9 protein-coding genes are annotated in these 20,629 nt (G+C 42.0%); all 9 read left to right on the top strand.

Going from position 1 to position 20,629, the window contains the following annotated elements:
• Positions 1 to 162: 162 nt before the first annotated feature.
• The 9 genes from ACRD6K_RS14155 to ACRD6K_RS14115 all read left to right on the top strand — a co-directional run bounded on the left by ACRD6K_RS14155 (position 163) and on the right by ACRD6K_RS14115 (position 20,383).
• Positions 163 to 1,782 carry a cellulase family glycosylhydrolase gene (locus tag ACRD6K_RS14155; RefSeq protein WP_430973755.1) on the top strand — a complete coding sequence of 540 codons (1,620 nt, stop codon included), beginning with the start codon at positions 163 to 165 and terminating at the stop codon, positions 1,780 to 1,782.
• A 221-nt stretch (positions 1,783 to 2,003) separates the two neighbouring features.
• Positions 2,004 to 5,144, top strand: coding sequence for a DUF5107 domain-containing protein (locus ACRD6K_RS14150; protein ID WP_430973754.1), 3,141 nt, complete (start codon positions 2,004 to 2,006; stop codon positions 5,142 to 5,144).
• Positions 5,145 to 5,183: 39 nt separating this feature from the next.
• Positions 5,184 to 6,620, top strand: a complete 1,437-nt coding sequence (locus tag ACRD6K_RS14145) for a Gfo/Idh/MocA family protein (protein ID WP_430973753.1) — start codon at positions 5,184 to 5,186, stop codon at positions 6,618 to 6,620.
• A gap of 152 nt (positions 6,621 to 6,772) precedes the next feature.
• On the top strand, positions 6,773 to 9,289 hold the full coding sequence (locus ACRD6K_RS14140; protein WP_430973752.1) for a glycosyl hydrolase family 95 catalytic domain-containing protein: 2,517 nt from the start codon (positions 6,773 to 6,775) through the stop codon (positions 9,287 to 9,289).
• 12 nt (positions 9,290 to 9,301) lie between these two features.
• Positions 9,302 to 11,596, top strand: coding sequence for a glycosyl hydrolase family 95 catalytic domain-containing protein (locus tag ACRD6K_RS14135; RefSeq protein ID WP_430973751.1), 2,295 nt, complete (start codon positions 9,302 to 9,304; stop codon positions 11,594 to 11,596).
• A complete protein-coding gene (locus ACRD6K_RS14130) occupies positions 11,593 to 14,550 on the top strand; it encodes a glycoside hydrolase domain-containing protein (RefSeq protein WP_430973750.1) in 2,958 nt (985 codons plus the stop codon). The genes ACRD6K_RS14135 and ACRD6K_RS14130 overlap by 4 nt, the downstream gene beginning before the upstream one ends.
• An 84-nt stretch (positions 14,551 to 14,634) precedes the next feature.
• A complete protein-coding gene (locus ACRD6K_RS14125; protein ID WP_430973749.1) occupies positions 14,635 to 16,302 on the top strand; it encodes a glycoside hydrolase family protein in 1,668 nt (555 codons plus the stop codon).
• Positions 16,292 to 17,884: a beta-N-acetylhexosaminidase gene (locus ACRD6K_RS14120; RefSeq protein WP_430973748.1), complete on the top strand. Its 1,593-nt coding sequence runs from the start codon at positions 16,292 to 16,294 to the stop codon at positions 17,882 to 17,884. The genes ACRD6K_RS14125 and ACRD6K_RS14120 overlap by 11 nt, the downstream gene beginning before the upstream one ends.
• 90 nt (positions 17,885 to 17,974) lie before the next feature.
• The gene (locus ACRD6K_RS14115; RefSeq protein ID WP_430973747.1) at positions 17,975 to 20,383 is read left to right on the top strand and encodes a glycoside hydrolase family 95 protein; all 2,409 of its coding nucleotides are present in this window, start codon (positions 17,975 to 17,977) and stop codon (positions 20,381 to 20,383) included.
• The last annotated feature ends 246 nt before the right edge of the window (positions 20,384 to 20,629 follow it).

Here is a 20,629-nt window from a genome sequence, read left to right as displayed (position 1 = left end):
AACGACACCTTGAGAAGCTTTGAAACTCACGATGTTTGTTCTTATATAGCACCTTTATCCCATAATAGCTGTAAATATCCCTAAATGCAAATGGGAGTGCTCTAATTGCTTATGTTTGGGGAAGTTGTTGGAATCAAATTAAAATAAGTAAGAATAACAATTATGAAACGAATTTATTATTTAGTTTTTATTAGTCTGGGATTATTAATTGGGGCTTGTCAGGAAGTAGAAAAAGATATTGCTATTGATATTAATGCAACAAGATTACATATTGAAGATAGATTATTTATTGATCATCATGGACGACAAGTACTTTTGAATGGGGTGAATCTTGTAAATAAGAAACCAGAGGAAGGTTATATTGGACCAGAGGGAGTAGAAGAATTCCGGAGCTTCAGAAAATGGGGCTTTAATGTGATTCGGTTAGGTGTTATTTGGGATGGACTGGAACCTGAACCAGGTGTTTACAACGAGGAATACCTAAAGAAGATAGATGAGCAAGTTAAATGGGCGGAAGATAATAACCTGTTTGTCTTTCTTGATATGCACCAGGATTTATTCAGTGTTAAATTTAGTGATGGGGCTCCTGAGTGGGCTACATTAGATGAAGGAGAAGAGCATATTACAGGTGCTGTGTGGAGTGATTCTTACCTAATAAGTTCTGCGGTACAGAAATCCTGGGATAATTTCTGGGCGAATAAACCGGTAAGTGATGGGATGGGAGTACAAGACCATTATGCCGACGCCGTTCAACATTTAGCCAAGCGTTATGCGGATAATCCAACTGTGATAGGCTTCGATATAATGAATGAACCATTTGCCGGAACAGACGCAAAGATGTTTATGCCAGTTTTATTTAGTGCATACGCCAAAGTAGTTTCTGAAAAAACAAATGAAGAGGTATCTGCAATGGATGTTGCAAAAATGTGGGAAAATACAGGGAACCGTTATGAAGCTTTGCAATTGGTTAATGATAAGGAAAGTTTTGCAAAAGTTATGGATGCGGTGTATGAATTAAATAGTGTGTTTGAAAAAGGTGTTTTGCAAAGCTTTTATCAAAAAGTTGCAGACGCAGTTCGGGAGGTTTCTCAGGATAAAATGCTGTTTTTTAACCATAGCTATTTTTGTAATAGCGGGGTTTATACTGCACTTAAACCATTTAAACTGTCAAACGGAGAAGTTGACAGAAATGTGGTGTATGCTGCTCACGGTTATGATCTATTGGTTGATACTGATAACTTGTCGGATTCAAGTGATGATCGCCTCGAATTGATTTTTGAACGGATTAATGAGAGTGGACAGCGTATGAATGTTCCTGTTCTTATAGGCGAGTGGGGTGCCCTAGGCCATGAAACCCCAGGAAGAACAGAATTGGCACATCGTAACTTGAGCCTGTTTGAAAAGTATTTGTTCAATAATACTTACTGGGCTTATCATAAGGGGACTGAACAATACTCTTACTTTAAATATGGCGTAATTCGTCCTTTCCCTTCTGAGATAGCAGGTACATTATTATCTTACAAATATAATATCAAAGCGAATTCATTTTCTTGTAAATGGCAGGAGAAAGCTGAGGTAAAAGCCCCAACACGCATTTATATCCCTGTATTTGAGAATGTATCCACCAATTCTGTGAAAATTTTACCTGAGTCTGACGCTTATAAGTTTGTTAAAAATGATGAAGGAAAGGGAGGATACCTGGTGATTCAACCTCAAGGCCAGGAGCAAGTGCGTGAAGTGAAGTTTACCATTCTTCCAAATTGTGAGGCTACGATGGATTAATCAAAGATAGGGAAATCGCCTTGCATAGTGGTTGAGTAGATGTATTTGGTTAAAATCTAGATAGTTATCTTTTGTGCCTCTCTGATCGGTTAAACTCCTGTTCGAGAGGTACTAATTGAATGTAATTAATAGTGCTAAATTGCAATTATCTGACAGCCAGTATGTTAGATGGTGCGCAAATGAATGGATTTTTACAATAAATATGAAACAATTTTTTAACGATGAACCTTATTAGAATAGTAGTGGGACTAATTATGGGTGGGCTAATATTAAATGTGAATGCTCAAAAAGCGAAAATCAAGGAAGAGCTAATTGAGTTTAAAACCTATCCCTTTTCCGATCCTGATCCGGTGCCGGAAATAAACCGTATGTATCCGTATTTCTATTTTCATGGATACACCAACCATGCCCTTCAGCAAAAATGGAAAATGGTTGTACTTGAAAACGAATACATAAAGGTATTTGTTTGTCCTGAGATTGGAGGGAAAATCTGGGGAGCCAGAGAAAAATCGACTGGCAAAGAATTTCTCTACTACAATCATGTTGTGAAATTCAGAGATGTCGCCATGCGGGGAGCCTGGACATCGGGCGGACTGGAATATAATTTCGGAGATATCGGGCATATTCCAACCTGCGCTACTCCCGTTGATTATGTTACGAAGGAAAATGAAGACGGAAGCGTTTCGTGTGTGGTCGGGGCAATTGATTTACCATCGGGAACCAAATGGAACGTGGAAATTAAAGTCTCGCCGGGAAAAGCTTTCTTCGAAACAAAGGCAAGCTGGTTTAATAACACTGAACTGCCTTGCACCTATTATCATTGGATGAATGCAGCCGCCAAAGCCGGCGACGATCTGGAGTTTATATATCCGGGAAAAAACTGGATTGGGCACGGCGAAGAGGTTGGAAACTGGCCAACTGATAATAATCGTGAAATAAATTGGTATAAAAACAACAATTTTGGTAGCTATAAATCATACCATGTAATGAATTCTTACTCCGATTTCTTTGGGGGCTATTGGCATAACGAAGATTTTGGCTTTGGACATTACGGTAATTTTGATGAAAAACCAGGGAAAAAACTCTGGATTTGGGGACTTGCACCTGAAGGGATGGTTTGGGAAGATTTAATGACCGACACCGATGGACAATACATCGAATTTCAGGCGGGGAAGTTGTTTAATCAAGCAGCCAATAGTAGCACTTTAACTCCATTTAAACACAAAGAATTTGTACCTCACGATGCTGATATCATGAATGAAATATGGTTTCCTTTAAAGGGAACCGGAGGAATGGTGGCCGCATCGGAGTTTGGGGTTTTGAATATTAACAAGCAGGAAGGAAAACAAAAAATAGTTTTAGGTGCCTTACAGATGGTAGAAGACCTGCTTTGCATATATAAAAATGGGAATCTTGTTTTCTCGGAAAATTTAAAGCTGGATCCTTTGCAATTGTTTGAAACGAATATAGAATCAAATGCCAGTGATGTGCTTAAGGTTACTCTTGGCGATAACAAACTTACATATTCGTCAATCCCGGAAGAAACCTTAGTCGACCGCCCGATACTTGCCAATAATGAATTTAACTGGGATTCGGCATACGGCCGGTTCATCAAGGGACTTGAGCTGGAAAAACAACGAGAGTACTCGCAGGCAAAAATACACTACGAAAGTGCCTTAAAAGAAGACACCGGATTTTTGCCGGCCTTAAATCGTCTAGCTCTGTCTTATTACCGACAGATGGATTACCAAAAAGCTTTGGAGTTAATCCATAAAGCGCTGTCGATTGATACCTACGACGGAGAGGCGAATTATTTGCTGGGATTAATTTGTAGGGAGAGTGGTGACATTACAACTGCCAAAAGCGGTTTTTCAATTGCTATGGGTAAAGTTGCTTTTCGTTTTGCAGCAGCTACTGAGTTAGCTAATTTATTTCTGAATGAAGAAAACTGGTCGAAAGCAGAACAATATGCAAATAAGGCCCTCGCTTATAATGCCTATAATTTGGATGCACTACAAATACAGGCACTTTCAGCCCGAAAATCCGGGGATAAGGAAAGAGCGAAGGAACTTTTAAAAACAATAGCAGAATTGGATGGAACCAACCATTTTCAGAAATTTGAAACCTTTCTTCTTTCTGAAAAAATGGAAGACCAAAAGCTTTTTGTGTCAGGGATCAGCAATGAGCTACCCCATGAATCTTATCTGGATCTGGCAATTTCTTATTACGAAAAAGGGTGCAAACAGGAAGCAGTAAAAGTATTGGAACTCGCTCCCGAAAATGCGGTTGTGAATCTGTGGCTAGCACATTTGAAAAATTCAGATACGGAAAGTTACATAAATAAGGTGGTATCGCAGTCGGCTCAATTTGTATTTCCGCATCGTGCCCAAACGGCAAAATTAATTGAATCGTTTTTAAACACACATAGTCACTGGAAGCTTAACTATTATCTTGGGCTTGTTTATTGGAACAAAGGACTGCTTGAAAAAGCCGTCCAGCAATTTGAGCTATGTGAGAACAACCCTGATTTTGCGGCCTTTTATCTGGCAAAAATGAAGTTGTTGGATTCGAAAGAAGAAAAGCTGCAATGTGCTAAAATGGCCTTGGAGCTCGAACCTGAAAGTTGGAGGGCAGCTCTGGAGGTGGCTAATTCTTATTTAAAGGATAACAAGCCTTCAGAAGCAAAGAAAATCATCCAGCCATTCTTGCAAACTCATCCCGAACAGTCGGCAATAGGATTGTGTTACGCTCAGTGTTTAAGTGGTGAAGAGAAATTTGAGGAGGCTGTTTATTTCCTGGAGAACTATGAGCTTTTACCATTCGAAGGAGCTACTGTAGGTCGTGATTTGTATAATGAGGTATGTATTCGCTCTGCAGTGCGGGCAATAAATAGTGGAAAATACAGTAAAGCCATCAAACTAGTACAAAAAGCAAAGAAATGGCCACTGAATCTTGGAGTTGGGAAACCCTACGATGTGGATGAAAGATTAGAAGATTACATCCTGTTTCTAGCCTACAACGCAAAAGGAGACAAGCAAAAAGCAAAAAGTATAGCATTAAAGATAACAGATTACGACCATCCCGGCTTTAAAGAAGAAAATTCAAGCTTATTTCTTCAGTTAATGATGTTAAAACAATATAACAGGGAAGAAGAAGCCCAACTCAAGCTTTCCGACTTCTTAAAAAAGTATCCCGAAAGTCTTTATCTGGAGTGGGTAAAAGCAAAGCTTGACCAAAATGGCGATGCAGGTGATATCGAACATCAGATAAAACATGACACAGGCATTGTAATGGCATACGATACCAGGTTTAAAGATAAACGCTTTGAATTACTGCTTTACTTGCTGAAGGAACTTAATTAATAATTAAACATTTTCTTTTTATAATGAATAAGAAGCAGAATGCAATTTATACATTATGCGAGTATCGCAAAAAATAATATTATTACCATGTCACAATCAAACTGGAACAGAAGAAGCGTGCTGAAATCCTTAGGATTAGCAGCAGTTGGAGTACCGCTTGCAGGAAAAGCTATTGAAGCTGAAACTTCAGAAATAAATAGTTTACCACTATTTAAAAAGGATAAAAAGAAATTAGATAAACCGGTAACAGCCATTGTATGTGGTGCCGGAGGCCGCGGTTGGCTGGCATACAGTTCATATGCCTTAAAGTACCCAGATGAATTGCAGATAGTAGGTGTAGCAGAGCCAATTCCGTATCGGCGCGAGCGCATGGCAAAAGCCTTTAATATCCCTGAAGAAAACCAGTTTGTTACATGGGAGCATGTATTCGAAAAACCAAAATTTGCCGATGCTATAATTATTACAACACCCGATGATTTACATTATGGCCCGGCAATGGCGGGTTTAAACCTGGGTTACGATTTGTTGCTTGAAAAAGCCATCGCGCAGTCCTGGAGCGAGTGCAACGATATTCTTAAACTGGCTGAGAAGAAAGAAGCCATTGTTGCAGTTTGTCACGTTTTACGTTATACTTCCTATTTCCGTAAAATAAAAGAGGTAATCGATTCGGGAGAGATTGGTAACGTAGTTAGCGTGCAACATTTGGAGCCAATAGGAAGAATACACATGGCGCACTCTTTTGTTCGTGGTAATTGGGGCAATTCAAAGAAATCCAATCCTATTATTCTTTCAAAATCGTGTCACGACACTGATATTTTGCGTTGGCTTGTAGGCAAACCAAGTACAAAAGTTTCTTCTATGGGTTCTCTGTCGGTTTTTCGAAAAGAAAATGCCCCTGATGGTTCTACTGCTCGTTGTACCGATGGTTGTGGAGTGGAGCGGCAATGTCCGTATTCGGCCATAAAAATTTACAAAGACGAAAGAGGGTGGCTGCACCATTTACAATTGGAAGAAGTGAATGATAATACCATAACGCGTGAATTGAAAAACGGACCCTACGGACGTTGTGTTTATCGCTGCGATAACGATGTGGTGGATCATCAGATAACAAATTTTGAATTTGAAGGTGGGATAACAGTAGCCTTTTCCATGGAGGCTCATTCGCATTACGGTGGGCGGCGGACACGAATTTTTTGTACTAACGGTGATATGATTGGAGATGAGCATACATTGACAATTACAAATTCACTTACAGGGAAACAGGAAGTGTGGGATGCAAGCAAAGCAAACAATAATGGTTCCGGGCACGGTGGTGGCGACCACGGCTTGGTGCATGATTTTGTTAGGGCGGTAAGTTTTCAAGACCCAACTTTGCTTACTTCCACCATTCAGGCATCAATGGAAAGCCATTTGATGGGTTTTATGGCAGAAGAATCGCGCCTGGATAATGGCACGGTTCGCGAGATAAAACTCTGATAATTGTAAATAAGACAAAGAAATTGTTGATTTTATCAAAATGAATCAGGGGATAGGATTGTTTCATTCGTCATACTACAGGTGGTTTGTTTGAAATAATAACCCTTTTTGAGTTTTATCAGAAATTGAAGGTTCGATTAAATTATTATATAATGACAAAATTACTTTTGGCAATAGTCCTATTTTTCCCACTGCTGTTAAATGCTCAGCACAACCATGAAATTTTTAAAGTTGATAATACATATCTTTCAAAACACGACATCGTTTATAAAACTCCTGCTTTAGAAGGGTTTGAAGGCTTCCCCTTGGGAAACGGAGACTTAGGCGGAATGGTTTGGAACAGTAAAAATGGAATTGAAGTTCAAATCAATAAAAACGATTTATTCGACCAGCCGAACAGCGAAGCTGGAGCAACCCTGCGTGGAGGCGCACGCTTGAGTATCGATCTTGGAGCCCCGGGATTTGAGTGGTTGTACCTCGATGATTTCGATGGGCGTTTGTCACTTAAAAATGCCGAAGTATCGCTTCGTTCAGTTACTCCCTTTGTTTCCAACCAAATCAATTCATGGGTGTCGGCAAATAAAAATGTGTGGTTTGTACAGATCAGCTCAAACAGTACCGATGGCAATAGTATGGGAAACAAAGTACGTGTTTCACTCGAACGTTATGGCAGCCGTGCTTTCCCTGGATGGTACGGAGGATACATAAAAGATACGCAAATAGGGTTGGGCAACACGCAGGCAAAAACCATTGCCGGTGATATTGTTATTGAAGAAAAATTTGAAGGCTTGAATTTCTCGGTGGCTTGCAGGATTTTGGGTGAAAAATCGGAGGCTGAAACCATTAGCACTAATAAAGCAGAGCTAATAACCGAGCAAAAAGAAAGTCATAGTATTACGGTAATGGTGTCGGTAGTAACTTCAAACGAGGCTGAAAACACTACACAAAAAGCCATTGAATTGTTAAACGATGTTGAAAGTGAAAGTATTGAAAAACAAAAGGAAAAACATAAAAGTTGGTGGGCCAGTTTTTGGGGAAAGTCGTTTGTAAGTTTAGGAAACGATTACATCGAAAATATTTATTACCTGCGTCGTTATTTAATGGGCAGTTCATCGAGAGGAAAATTCCCAGTGGTATTTAACGGTGGTTTGTGGACCTGGAACCACGATGTGCGAAATTGGGTAACACCCCACCATTGGAATACCCAGCAACAATACTGGGGGCTGGCGGCACAAAACGATTGCGAGTTAATGTTGCCCTACCTAAATACCTATTTCCGTTTAATGCCCGAGGCAGAAAAACACGCAAAAAAACGAGGGGCAAAAAATGCAATATTATGGAGCGAAGCTCACGATTTTTTCGGAAGCATGACCTTTTGGAACCGTGGAGACATGCTCAATAATTTTACTCCTGCCAGTCAAATTGCAGGATTCTTTTGGGAGTACTACCAGTTTACAAACGACAAAGAATTTTTGGAAGAAAAAGCCTATCCATTTCTAAAAAAAGCAGCCGAATTTTATGTGCAAACTTTAAAGTGGGACGAAAAAAGGAACGAATATTATATTTACCCATCACAACCCTATGAAAGTCCGAGAACACATGACTTGAAGAATCCAATTTCCGACCGGAACATGGTTCTTTCAACAATGCGGGCATGCATCGAAGCGGCTGACATATTGAATACTGACAAACAAAAAGTAAAAGAGTGGCAACACATTATCGACCATATATGGGCTATTCCGTTTCGTACAGAACCCGGTATAGGCGAAGTTATGCAGTTGGCATACCACCCCGATGGAAGTATTTACCCAAAACCTGAAGATTACGGTACCTGGACAAATCATTTTAGCGCGAATACATCTTTGGTTTTTCCGGCGAATGTAATCGGTATCGACCAAAAAGGCAGCCGCGAATTTAATGCCGCAGCAAATGTGGTTAAAAACCATTCGATTGCAATAAATGCCATTTCGCCCGACCCGATTGTAGCAGCTCGCCTGGGTTTAGGCGATGTTGTTTTGGAACGAATGACTAATGGAATAAGGCGTTTGCAACATTTCCCACAAGGATTGTTCTATAATATCGACCATTGGTACAACCTTTCTTTGTACATGGATTCGGTGCAGCAACCCGACATTACTACTCAGCGCGATTATATTTACGATGCACGGGCTAAGTATCCCAAAGGACAACCGGCAAAGCCTTTTATTCAGTGCGGATTAGAAACATTGAGTATTTACGGCGCGGCTACCAACGAAATGCTACTGCAAAGTAATGAAGGAAAAATCAGGGTTTTCCCAGCCGTTCCATCGGGATGGGCTCCGGCGTTTAAATTACGCGCACGTGGTGCATTTATCGTTTCATCAAAAATGAACGATGATGGCTCTATCCCCGGAGTTCAAGTTGAAAGTTTAAAAGGAAATACCTGTAAGATTGTAAATCCGTGGGGAGAGCAAGCCATTTCTGTTTTAAAAACAAAAAACAAAAATCTTCGGGTCAATCATCAAATAATAGATAATAATTGTGTCGAATTTCAAACAGAAAAAGGTGAATCCTACATAATTATTCCACTGGGGATGGATATTGTGGAACCTGAAATCTTTAAAAGCGATGCAAACAATGCTCCAAAACAATTTTTGGAAGCTGAAATTGGCAAACAAAAGAATTTTTAAAAATCAATAATTATGCAATTAAAATCGTTAGTAATCATCGTACTTGTTTCCATTCTTTTTTTGTGCGGGAAACAAATACAAAAACCACTGCCCAAAAATGCAGGGAATAACCTTGTTTTTTACGATTTGGCTGACGTATGGGATGAAGCCATGCCATTAGGCAATGCCATGGTTGGTAGTCTTATTTGGCAAAAGGAAGGCAAACTACGTTTTTCGCTTGACCGTGCCGACTTGTGGGATTTACGCCCAATGGAAAACATTGATTTCGATAAATGGAAGTTCCAAAATGTTTATAAACATTGGAAATCCGGAGAATATAAAAAAGTACAGGAGGTTTTTGATGTACCCTACGATAAACTTCCCGCACCATCAAAAATTCCGGCAGGAGCTTTAGAATTTGATATTGCCAAACTCGGAAAAGTAAAATTGGTAAGTTTAGATGTTGAAACAGCAACTTGTGTAATCGACTGGGAGAACGGGGCAAAACTTACAACCTTTGTTCATGCTGAAAAACCTTTGGGCTGGTACAAATTCGAAAACCTGCCTGAAAATATTTCTATTGAATTGGTTTCGCCTGCCTACAACCGCGAAAATACAGAAGGGTACACAAGTCAGGCTAAAACCGACTTAAAACAGTTGGGCTACGAACAAGGAGGAATAGTGAAAAATGAAAACTCGATTACCTACAACCAAAAAGGTTGGGGCGATTTTTCCTATCAAATTTACACATCGTGGGAAGAAAAGGAAAATGAATTATGCGGATGTTGGTCGGTCTCGTCGGCAAATAAAGGATGGGAGCCAGCACCTTTGGCAAGCGAGGTAGTTCGTGCTGATGTTGAAATTGGTTATAAATCGGCATTAAAAACGCACCTTAATTGGTGGAAAAACTATTGGAATACATCGAGTATTTCAGTTCCCGATTCGCTGTTGCAACGCCAGTATATGCTCGAAATGTACAAATTTGGTTCTGCCGCCCGTGGTGATGCTGCACCTATCGCATTGCAATCGGTTTGGACTGCCGACCATGGAAAACTACCACCCTGGAAAGGAGATTTTCACCACGACTTAAATACGCAATTGAGTTACTGGCCTGCTTATGCCGGAAACTACCTGAATTTGGAAGAGGGCTTTTTGAACTGGTTATGGAAATATCGTCCTGCATTTAAAAAATATACCAAAGATTATTTTGGAGTAGAGGGAATGAATGTACCAGGAGTTACCACTCTGGAAGGAGAACCAATGGGAGGCTGGATTCAGTATTCGATGGGACAAAGTGTTGCTTCGTGGCTGGGGCATCATTTTTATATGCACTGGAAATTTTCGATGGATAGAGATTTTCTGGAAAACCGCGCCTACCCTTGGTTAAAAGATGTGGCAATCTTCCTTGATGAAGTCTCGGTAAAAGGCGAAAATGACAAACGTAAATTAATAATGAGCTCAAGCCCTGAGATTTACAATAACTCGGGAGATGCCTGGTTTGCCGAAACAACTAATTTCGATTTAGCGTTAATTCGCTGGACTTACGAAAAAGCTGCCGAACTGGCAACTGAATTGGGATTAAAAGAAGAAGCTGAGAAATGGTCGCAAATATTAGCAGAATGGACTGAATTGTCAATCGACCCTGAAACAGGGTTGATGTTTGCACCCGGTTTCCCTTACGATGAATCGCATCGCCATTTTTCACATTTATTGGCTTACCACCCACTTGGGTTGTTAGATGTATCAAAAGGCGAAGCGGATAAAAGTGTTATCGATAACACTTTGAGAAACCTTGAAAAACAAGGCTCGGGAGGTTGGACAGGTTATTCGTTTAGTTGGCAGGGGAATTTATATGCCCGTGCTTTTGACGGAGAGAATGCAGCCCGTGTATTGCGGATTTTTGCCGAGTGTTTTTGCCTGAAAAACTCGTTTCATGTTAATGGCGACCAATGCAAGGCAGGGCATTCAAACATGACTTATCGACCATTTACTTTGGAAGGCAACTTTGCTTTTGCTTCTGGAATTCAGGAGATGTTAATACAAAGTCATACAGGTGTTGTAAAGCTTTTTCCAGCTATTCCCGAAGATTGGAATGATGTAAGCTTTGAGCAACTTCGTACTTATGGCGCTTTTGTTATTTCGGCTAACAAAGCAAACGGTTTGGTTCAGGATGTGAAAATTGTTTCTGAAAAGGGTGGGCTTCTCAGGATGCAGAATCCATTCGCAGGCAAGTTCGAAATGAATAAAAACTATCAATTTGAGGGCGATAATATCGTCATAGAAATGCAAGAAGGAGAAGTCATTAATTTAAAATCAATCAACTTATGAAACTAAGAATACCGATCTGTACTATCTGGACAACTACGCTGATTTTGTTATTCACAGCATGTCAGCCTGAAACAAACTCTTTGTATTCAGTCCCCGATACACCCTGGGAAGAATCACTTGGTAATCATCGTGCCGTGCTTCAGGTTGAAGAACCTGCGGAAGCCGCATTGATTGATATTGATTGGCGTCGACACGATCGAGATCCAGCTGAAAAGCGATTCATTATTATTCATGAAAGTGGAGACACCATTCAGAATATTCATCGAATTGCGGTGGATAATGAGCGCTGTAAATTGGCTTTCGGTCCCCTGAAAAAGCCCGGGAATTATTATTTCTACTACCTACCTTATGAGGTTCAGAAAGAATATGGTTTTTACAACAAAGGGTATTTAAAACCTGAACAAAACTGGAGTAAAAGTTTTGATATTGAATCGCTTCCAAAAGCCAAATTGGTTGAATTTCAATCCAGAACCGAGTTCGATAGCTTTTACCCAATGGAGGTAATCGCCTTACAAAGCGAAAAGGATTCACTTTTAAACGTTCATAAAAGTGACTTCCTTGTTTTCCCTGAAGATCGCAAACTACCCATCCGTATGTTGGATGAAATTCCGCAACGTTGGATTGAAAATGGACCTGCGAGCGAATTTAAAGGTGAGGCACAAAGGAACGAATACTACACTTTTCAACTAGGTGTTTTTGCCGCTCAAAAAGATTTAACCGATTTAAAAGTTGAGTTTTCGGCACTAAAAAATGGAGATACGACACTTCCAAGTTCGAAACTCACCTGTTTTAATACAGGTGGTATTGGACCTTATGGCGAGCCGTTTGTAAAACAATTGGATGTGGAGCAGGGAAATGTACAACCTCTTTGGATTGGCGTTGATATTCCCGAAGAAATGGCAAGTGGCAAATATAAAGGAACGATTACAATTTCGGCAAAAAACACAGCGGCACAAACCATCAACATCAGTTTAAAAATTGGTAACCAGGTTTTAACCGACCGCGGCGATAGCGAGGCCTGGCGACATTCACGTTTGCGTTGGTTAAACTCAACATTAGGAATTGACGATGAGCCAACCAAAGAGTACAAACCAATTTCTGTTTTGGGCGACAGAACCTATGGATTTACAGGAAAAACCATGCAGATGTCAGAGAAAGGTTTTCCGGGTTCGTTGAAAGTAAAAGATACAGAAATTCTTAGCCGTCCCATTGCTTTTGTTGTTGAAACCCGAAAAGGTAAGGAACAGTTTTCTGAACCTCAGAATGTGCAATTGGTAAAAAACTCGCCTGGAAAAATGATTGGCTCATGGGAAAGTATTTCTGAAAATATAAAAATTGAAGGACTTGGAACCATCGAATCGGATGGCTTTATAAACTACAAACTAAAGTTGAAAGCATTGAATGCTATAAATGCAAAAGATATTCGTTTGGAAATTCCTTTTAAAAAGGAGGTTGCCGAATATATCATGGGCATGGACTTGCCCGGTGGAGTTGTCCCTAAAAAGCATTCGGCAAGATGGAATGGACCGCACGACAGTTTTTGGGTTGGCAATACGCATGCCGGACTGTGGTGCGAATTGCGGGGTAGCAGCTACAGCGGACCTCTGCTAAATCTTTATCGCCCGGACTATCCGGCAAGCTGGTACAACAACGATCAAGGAGGTTTTCGTATTGAAAGCACTTCGTCAGAAGTAAAAGCATTGGTTTATAGTGGTAAACGTTCGTTGGAGAAAGGGGAGGAGCTGACTTTTGAGTGGAGTATGCTGCTGACCCCGGTTAAGGATATTGATTACAAGAGCCAGTTTACCAATCGCTATTACCACAATGGTGGGCAGCCAGTACCATCGGACGAAGATCTTGAAAGTGGTGTTAAGATTGTGAATTTGCACCATGCAAATAACTACAATCCCCACATCAATTATCCTTTTGTCGCAGTCGACTCCATGAAATGGTTTGTGGACCGGATGCATGAGAAAGGGCAAAAAGTAAAAATTTACTACACCATCCGCGAACTGACCAACTATACTACAGAACTGTGGGCGCTGCGTAGCCTGGGTGATGAGATTCTGGGCAATGGTCGTGGAGGCGGTTACCCTTGGTTGCGCGAGCACCTGGTTTCTAATTACCGGCCGCAGTGGTACCAGTGGTTTCCCGATAAAAGTGCTGATGCATCTGTGGTTAATGCCCCAAGCGATTCACGTTGGTACAACTACTATATTGAAGGTTTGGCCTGGCTGGTACGCCACGTCGATATCGATGGACTGTACCTGGATGATGTGTCGTATGACCGCCGCACGGTTAAGCGCATCCGAAAAGTGCTTGACCGGGAGAAGCCGGGATGCTTGATTGACTTGCACTCCAATACGGGTTTCAGTAAAGGTCCGGCCACACAATACACCGAGTATTTTCCGTATATGGATAAACTCTGGTTTGGAGAGAGCTTTATGTATAGCGAAATGGAGCCTGCCAATTGGCTGGTTGAAGTATCCGGTATTCCATTTGGGTTGATGGGCGACATGCTTCACGGAGGAGGGAACCGCTGGTTGGGCATGGTGTATGGCATGACAGTTCGGCATCCCTGGGTAACCGAAGGCGTAACCTGTGATCCTCGTCCTGTTTGGAAGGTTTGGGATGAATTTGGCATCGAGCAATCCCAAATGGTTGGTTTTTGGGAAAAAGAGCCTGTTGTACTAACTAATAACTCCCTGGTGAAAGCAACCGCTTATATCCGCGATGGCAAAACTTTAATAGCACTGGGAAATTGGTCGGATAAGACGGAAAAAGTTAAGCTGAACCTGGATTGGGATAGAATTGGTTTTTCATCTGCAAATGCAAGACTAATTGCCCCGGAAATAGCAGATTTTCAACCATCCGCTCAGTTCGCTATTACAGATAAAATTCCAATTGAAAGCAAGAAGGGATGGCTGTTTATTATTGAAGAAGGAAAACAATAAATACGATTTCTGAAAAATGAATGTAAAATTCTTGACGAATGGTTGTTGAGAGTAAAGAAAGACAAATAATCAACGAATCAAATAATGAAACAACTAAACTACTACTATTCTTTTTGCCTTTTATTGGCTGTATGTGGGGTGTTGCAATTCAGCCCTTTAAATGCCCAGGATATCGAGCGCCAGCGTCCTGAGGAATGGAAACAGCTGGTGTTGGGTGGCCGCTTTATGGATCGCTTTGAAGCCATCCCTCCAATTTGGGAACTGACTTCCGATACCTGGGGGGCTGATGCCGTGAAGCCCCGCTATACCGCGAATGGTATTGAAGATCCGCAGTGGTCGTATTGGGGAGGAAATATCCGCAAAGGCGATGATGGGAAGTACCATCTAATCGTTTGCCGCTGGCCCGAAAATTCAGAAAAAGGACATATGCAATGGCCAAAATCCGAAGTGGTGCATGCAGTAGCCGAAAATCCTCAGGGGCCTTTTCAGGTGCAGGGTGAAACCATTGGACAAGGTCATAACCCGGAGTTTTTCAGGCTGAAAGACGGGCGGTATGTCATTTATGTAATCAATGCCTATTACGTTGCCGACGGACTGAATGGTCCTTGGACGAAGGGAGAGTTTACATTCGATCCGCGTGATCGGAAGATTCATGATGGCTTGTCGAATGTGAGTTTTGCTCAACGAAAAGACGGCTCCTTCCTGGCTGTTTGTCGTGGTGGTGGGATCTGGATGAGTGAAACCGGCCTATCGCCTTATTACCAGGTAACGAACAAGTCAGTTTATCCTGCTTTTGACGGGCGCTATGAAGACCCGGTAATCTGGCGGACGCATATTCAGTACCATATGATCGTCAACGATTGGTATGGCCGCATTGCCTATTACCTGCGTTCACCGAATGGCATCGACTGGAAAGTGGAGCCCGGTGAGGCTTACATGCCGGGAATTGCCAAATACGAGGATGGAACAGTCGAAGACTGGTATAAATACGAGCGCATCAAAATGCTTCAGGATGAGTATGGACGGGCTTATCAGGCTAACTTTGCCGTGATTGATTCATCCAAATGGGGCGATTTAGGCAATGACAACCACAGTTCCAAGAACATCGGTATCCCGCTTACCAAAGGAAAATTGCTGACGATTCTTGATAAGGAAGAAATAACAGAGGACACCCCACTGATCCGGGTGAAGCTTGAAGCAGAACCGGATTTTGATCCTCATACAGACATCGATTTGGAATCGCTTCGTTTTGGTGCAGCCGAAGAAGTTAACTTTGGGCGGGGGAGTAAGCTTGTAAAAACAGAGCGACAAGGAAAAGACCTTGTCCTTTTCTTTGATGGCCAGGGAAATGGACTGACCGATGAAAACTTTGCGGCTAAACTGCTTGGGAAAACCAAGGACGGAAGCTTGCTGTTTGGCTATGCCCGCTTGCCTTGGTTGATGTATCAGACCCCAATCCTGTCAGCCCGAAAACCGGTTGTTTCAGCGAATACTCAGGGTGGAAGCATACTGGAATTTGAAGTGAGCAACTTCGGCGAAGTGCCTTCTGTTTTGACCACCGTTGATGTTGAAATTGAAAGCAACAATAAAACAACGCAACTAACATGCGATGTGCCAGCATTAGCGCCTTATACCAATCGTTCAATTAAACTGGAAACAGCAGTGCCGATCGGGAAAGATGCGAAGATCACAATAAAGTCAAAAGATCAGTCAATGTATTTATTTCAAACGACAAAGAATAATGAGAAATGAAATTAAAAAGTTCATATTTGGTATTGCTTTCTTGTTGATCGGTTTTTGTGAAGTCGCATTTGGACAGGAGCATACAATCATTCCGGAACCATTACAGGTGTCTGATAATAACACAACGTTTAACTTTTCGGAGGAAACAACAATAGAGGCAGGTTTGCCTTTATTGTTTGAAGCAGAGTATTGCAAGGATCTTCTACAACGAGATTTTGATATTGAGACGGTTGTAAGGACAGGGCACAACTATGATGGCAAAATAAAGCTGCTACTAGACAAAACGATTTCAGCTAAAGAACAATATCAGCTATGGGTTTCTAACGATAGTATTGTAATTGCAGGAAGTACTTCTGCAGGAGTTTTCTATGGACTACAAACGTTTAAGCAATGGATGTGGCAACATTATAATGCGAGAACGATGACTCTTAAAGGCGTTTTTATTACTGATCAGCCTCGCTTTCCATTTCGCGCTTTGATGCTTGATCCGGCAAGGTACTTTTTACCTTTGGATGGGTTGAAAAGTTACGTAGATGTAATGGCACAATATAAGTTTAACCGGTTGCACTTGCATTTGAGCGATGATCAGGGATGGCGTATCGAAATAAAGAGCTACCCAAAGTTGACTGAAATAGGATCAGTCAGGCAGGAAACAGACGGAGACGGAAAAACTCATGCAGGTTTTTACACTCAGGATGAAATGAGAGAATTGGTAGCTTATGCTGCAGAGAGGCATATTGCTATTATTCCTGAGATTGATATTCCCGGACATAGTGTGGCTGCTATTGCAGCTTATCCTTACTTAACTTGTTTTGATGAAAAAAAGTTGAATGTTCGGACAACGCCTGGTGTTTCTAAAGATCTGTTATGCGCAGGGAAGGACGAAGTGTTTCAGTTTGTAGATGCTGTAATAACAGAGTTGTCTACTATTTTTCCCAGCGAAGAGTTTCATATTGGGGGAGATGAAGCTCCTCTGGACCATTGGGAAACCTGTCCAAAATGCCAAATGAGAATGGAAACATTGGATATTGAAAATCCGAGAGAACTGATGAGTTTCTTTTTTGAGCGAGTCAATAAGTCGCTTCAGAAGAACCAGAAAAAACCGTTAATCTGGTATGAACTGGATGTGCCATATTATCCGGAAAATAGTATCATGTATGCATGGCGAAAAGGATTGTCTCGGAAGGTGATTCACCAAGCGTATAAGAATGGTTATAGTGTGATTATGAGTCCAGGCGAGCATGCTTATTTTGATTATCCGCAAGCAAAAGGAGAAGAAACTTGTGATTGGATGCCAGTTCTCTCTTTAAAGCAAGTTTATCAGTTTGATCCTTGTATGGGTTTGAAGCCCGCAAAATGTGATCACATAATTGGAGTGGAAGCTACAGTCTGGGGGGAATATGTTCGCGATATTGATCGAGCTTTTTATATGACCTGGCCTCGCGGGTTTGCTTTGGCTGAGGCTGGGTGGTCGTCTCCTGAAAAAAGGGATTGGAATGTTTTCAAAAAGAAGTTGAAGCCGCATTTGGATGGATTAGAAAAACAGGGAGTTAATTTTAGGGAACCTATTGAATCGTTTGATGCTGATTGATTGCGAATGCCAGGCAATTGAATCAAAAACCATATACAATAAATGTCTAAAATCTGAAAATCAAATAATCTATTATTACTACTACGATTTATGAAAAACTCAATGAATGTTTTTACACTACTTGTTTTAGTGCTCTGTGTTTCCTGTACGAAGCCGCCGAAAGAGCCTGTTAAAATTTGGTATGATCAACCGGCAGATGCTACGGTTGCCGATGATCCCAATGGATGGAAAGATGATCCTCAGTGGTTAAGTGCCTTACCGTTGGGAAATGGCTCCCTGGGCGCCATGGTTTTTGGTGATGTTCACCAGGAGCGCATTCAGCTAAGCGAAGAGAGCATGTGGTCGGGAAGTGTGGATGAAAATGACAACCCGGAGGCAAGTAAATACCTCGGTGAGATTCGTCGGCTTTTGAATGATGGAAAGTACAAAGAGGCGACAGCATTAACCAATAAAACCCAAATCTGTCAAGGGAAAGGGACCGGGCATGGCAATGGGGCAGAAGTCCCTTTTGGATGTTTCCAGACACTGGGCGATTTACGCATCGACTTTGACAAAAAGCTGCCCTACGATAACTATTATCGGGAGCTGGATTTAACGGATGCGATCGCCCGCGTGACTTACGTTCAGGATGGGGTGACTTTCCAACGCGAAGTTTTTGTTAGTCAACCTGATCAGGTGATGGTCGTTCGCTTAACGGCAGACAAACCCAGACAGCTTTCTTTTAGTTGTGAAATGGATCGTCCGGAGCGTTTCAAAACTTACGCTGAAGGCGATGAGTTGATCATGAGCGGAGCGCTTAGTGATGGCAAGGGTGGTGAAAACTTACATTATATGGCTCGCTTAAAAGCCATCACTAAAGGGGGAACAGTTAGCTCTGGCGATGATGGGTTGACGGTAAAGGATGCTGATGAAGTAACGCTTTTATTAGCCGCCTCCACGGATTATGTGTTGGATTATCCCGTCTTCAAAGGGCGTGACTACGCTGCCTTAACAAGCAAGCGGTTGCAAGCGGCCTCTGAAAAGAGTTATCCGGATTTGAAACAAGCCCATCTGGATGAATATCAAAGCTATTTTAACCGGGTGAGTTTGGACATTACACCGGAAGAGCTGACCGCTATTCCAACGGATGAGCGATTGGCGACCTTCAAGGAAACAAAAAATGATCCCCACCTGGCTGAGTTGTTGTTTCAATACGGTCGTTACCTGATGATTGCGTCCTCTCGTCCCGGAACTTTGCCGGCCAACTTGCAAGGTCTTTGGGCCAACAAAATCCAAACGCCCTGGAATGGCGATTACCATACCGATGTGAATGTGCAAATGAATTACTGGCCAGTAGAGGTGACCAACCTTTCGGAAATGCACTTGCCCTTGTTTGATTTTATTGAAATGATCTCGGAGCCAGGAGAGAAAACGGCTTACACACAATATGGAATGAATGGCTGGGTGGTACACCCGGTTGCGAATGTTTGGGGCTATACCTCGCCGGGCGAAAGTGCCAGTTGGGGCTTGCACTCTGGTGGTGGTGCCTGGATCAGTACCCATGTTTTTGAGCATTATGCTTTTACGGGCGATGAGGCTTTCTTAAAGCGCCTATATCCTGTACTTGAAGGTTCTGTTTTGTTTTACCTGGATTGGCTGGTTGAAGATCAAGAAACCGGGAAACTGGTATCAGGTCCGGCTGTATCACCGGAGAATACGTTTATTGCCCCCGATGGAAGCCGCAGCCAAATTAGCATGGGGCCAACGCACGACCAGCAAGTAATCTGGCAGTTGTTTGCAGATTACGTTCACGCTTCGCAGATTTTAGGCATTGAAAAGGAACTGGTAGGCAAAGTAGCAAAAGCACAAGCGAAACTGGCCGGATCAAAAGTGGGGTCGGATGGTCGATTGATGGAGTGGGCTGAAGAGTTCCCGGAGGTTGAGCCTGGGCATCGCCATATTTCGCATTTGTTTGCCATGCATCCGGGTGCTCAGATTAATTTTGAAAGCGCTCCCGAGTTGATGGAAGCAGCTCGTAAGTCATTGGATCATCGCATAGCCAATGGAGGAGGCCACACGGGCTGGAGTGCTGCCTGGCTGATTAATCAATATGCGCGCTTGCATGATGGTGACAAAGCCAAGGAAAGCTTGAACACGGTATTGGCCAAGAGTACTTCCCCAAACTTATTCGGGCAACATCCACCATTCCAGATGGATGCTAACTTTGGTTCAACGGCCGGTATTGCCGAAATGCTACTTCAAAGTCATGCGGGGTATATCGACTTGCTGCCAGCCTTACCTTCTGCCTGGCCAACGGGTAAAGTTGAAGGATTAAAAGCTCGGGGTGGCTTCATCGTGGCTATTGACTGGCAAAACGGTCAATTGACCCAGGCAACAATAACATCGCTGAATGGCTTGCCGGTAAAACTGAAGTATGGAGATCAAATGATTGAGCTGGAGCAAACGGAGAAAGGACAAAGCTATCCATTCGATTCAAACATGCAGTTAATTAGAAATTAAAATGAATTGATCCATAAATATCTCTGCAATATATAAGGTTCTCTCAAAACAAGTTTTTGGGAGAACCTCACTTTTTTATAGTTCCGATCATGGCAAGGATTGTGAATCAGATAGATCTGAATCGAATGAATAAAGGCTGGTATTATTAAGGTGATATTGCGGAATTTTAAGGACATGAGCGGTTAGCTAGGCCAATTGCTAACTGTTAACTATCAAATGCTCTTGCTTCCTTGTAATAACTACATA

It is taken from the genome of Sunxiuqinia rutila (genome assembly GCF_050589705.1).
GTDB classification, from domain to species: Bacteria; Bacteroidota; Bacteroidia; order Bacteroidales; family Prolixibacteraceae; genus Sunxiuqinia; species Sunxiuqinia rutila.
Note: the sequence above shows the minus strand (reverse complement) of the source record. Positions and strands in the feature narration are given on the sequence as shown.

Excerpts from the sequence above, each read along its gene's own strand:
- ACRD6K_RS14155 (WP_430973755.1), top strand. The coding sequence starts at position 163 with ATGAAACGAATTTATTATTTAGTTTTTATTAGTCTGGGATTATTAATT.
- ACRD6K_RS14150 (WP_430973754.1), top strand. The coding sequence starts at position 2,004 with ATGAACCTTATTAGAATAGTAGTGGGACTAATTATGGGTGGGCTAATA.
- ACRD6K_RS14125 (WP_430973749.1), top strand. The coding sequence starts at position 14,635 with ATGAAACAACTAAACTACTACTATTCTTTTTGCCTTTTATTGGCTGTA.
- ACRD6K_RS14130 (WP_430973750.1), top strand. The coding sequence starts at position 11,593 with ATGAAACTAAGAATACCGATCTGTACTATCTGGACAACTACGCTGATT.
- ACRD6K_RS14135 (WP_430973751.1), top strand. The coding sequence starts at position 9,302 with ATGCAATTAAAATCGTTAGTAATCATCGTACTTGTTTCCATTCTTTTT.
- ACRD6K_RS14120 (WP_430973748.1), top strand. The coding sequence starts at position 16,292 with ATGAGAAATGAAATTAAAAAGTTCATATTTGGTATTGCTTTCTTGTTG.
- ACRD6K_RS14140 (WP_430973752.1), top strand. The coding sequence starts at position 6,773 with ATGACAAAATTACTTTTGGCAATAGTCCTATTTTTCCCACTGCTGTTA.
- ACRD6K_RS14145 (WP_430973753.1), top strand. The coding sequence starts at position 5,184 with ATGCAATTTATACATTATGCGAGTATCGCAAAAAATAATATTATTACC.
- ACRD6K_RS14115 (WP_430973747.1), top strand. The coding sequence starts at position 17,975 with ATGAAAAACTCAATGAATGTTTTTACACTACTTGTTTTAGTGCTCTGT.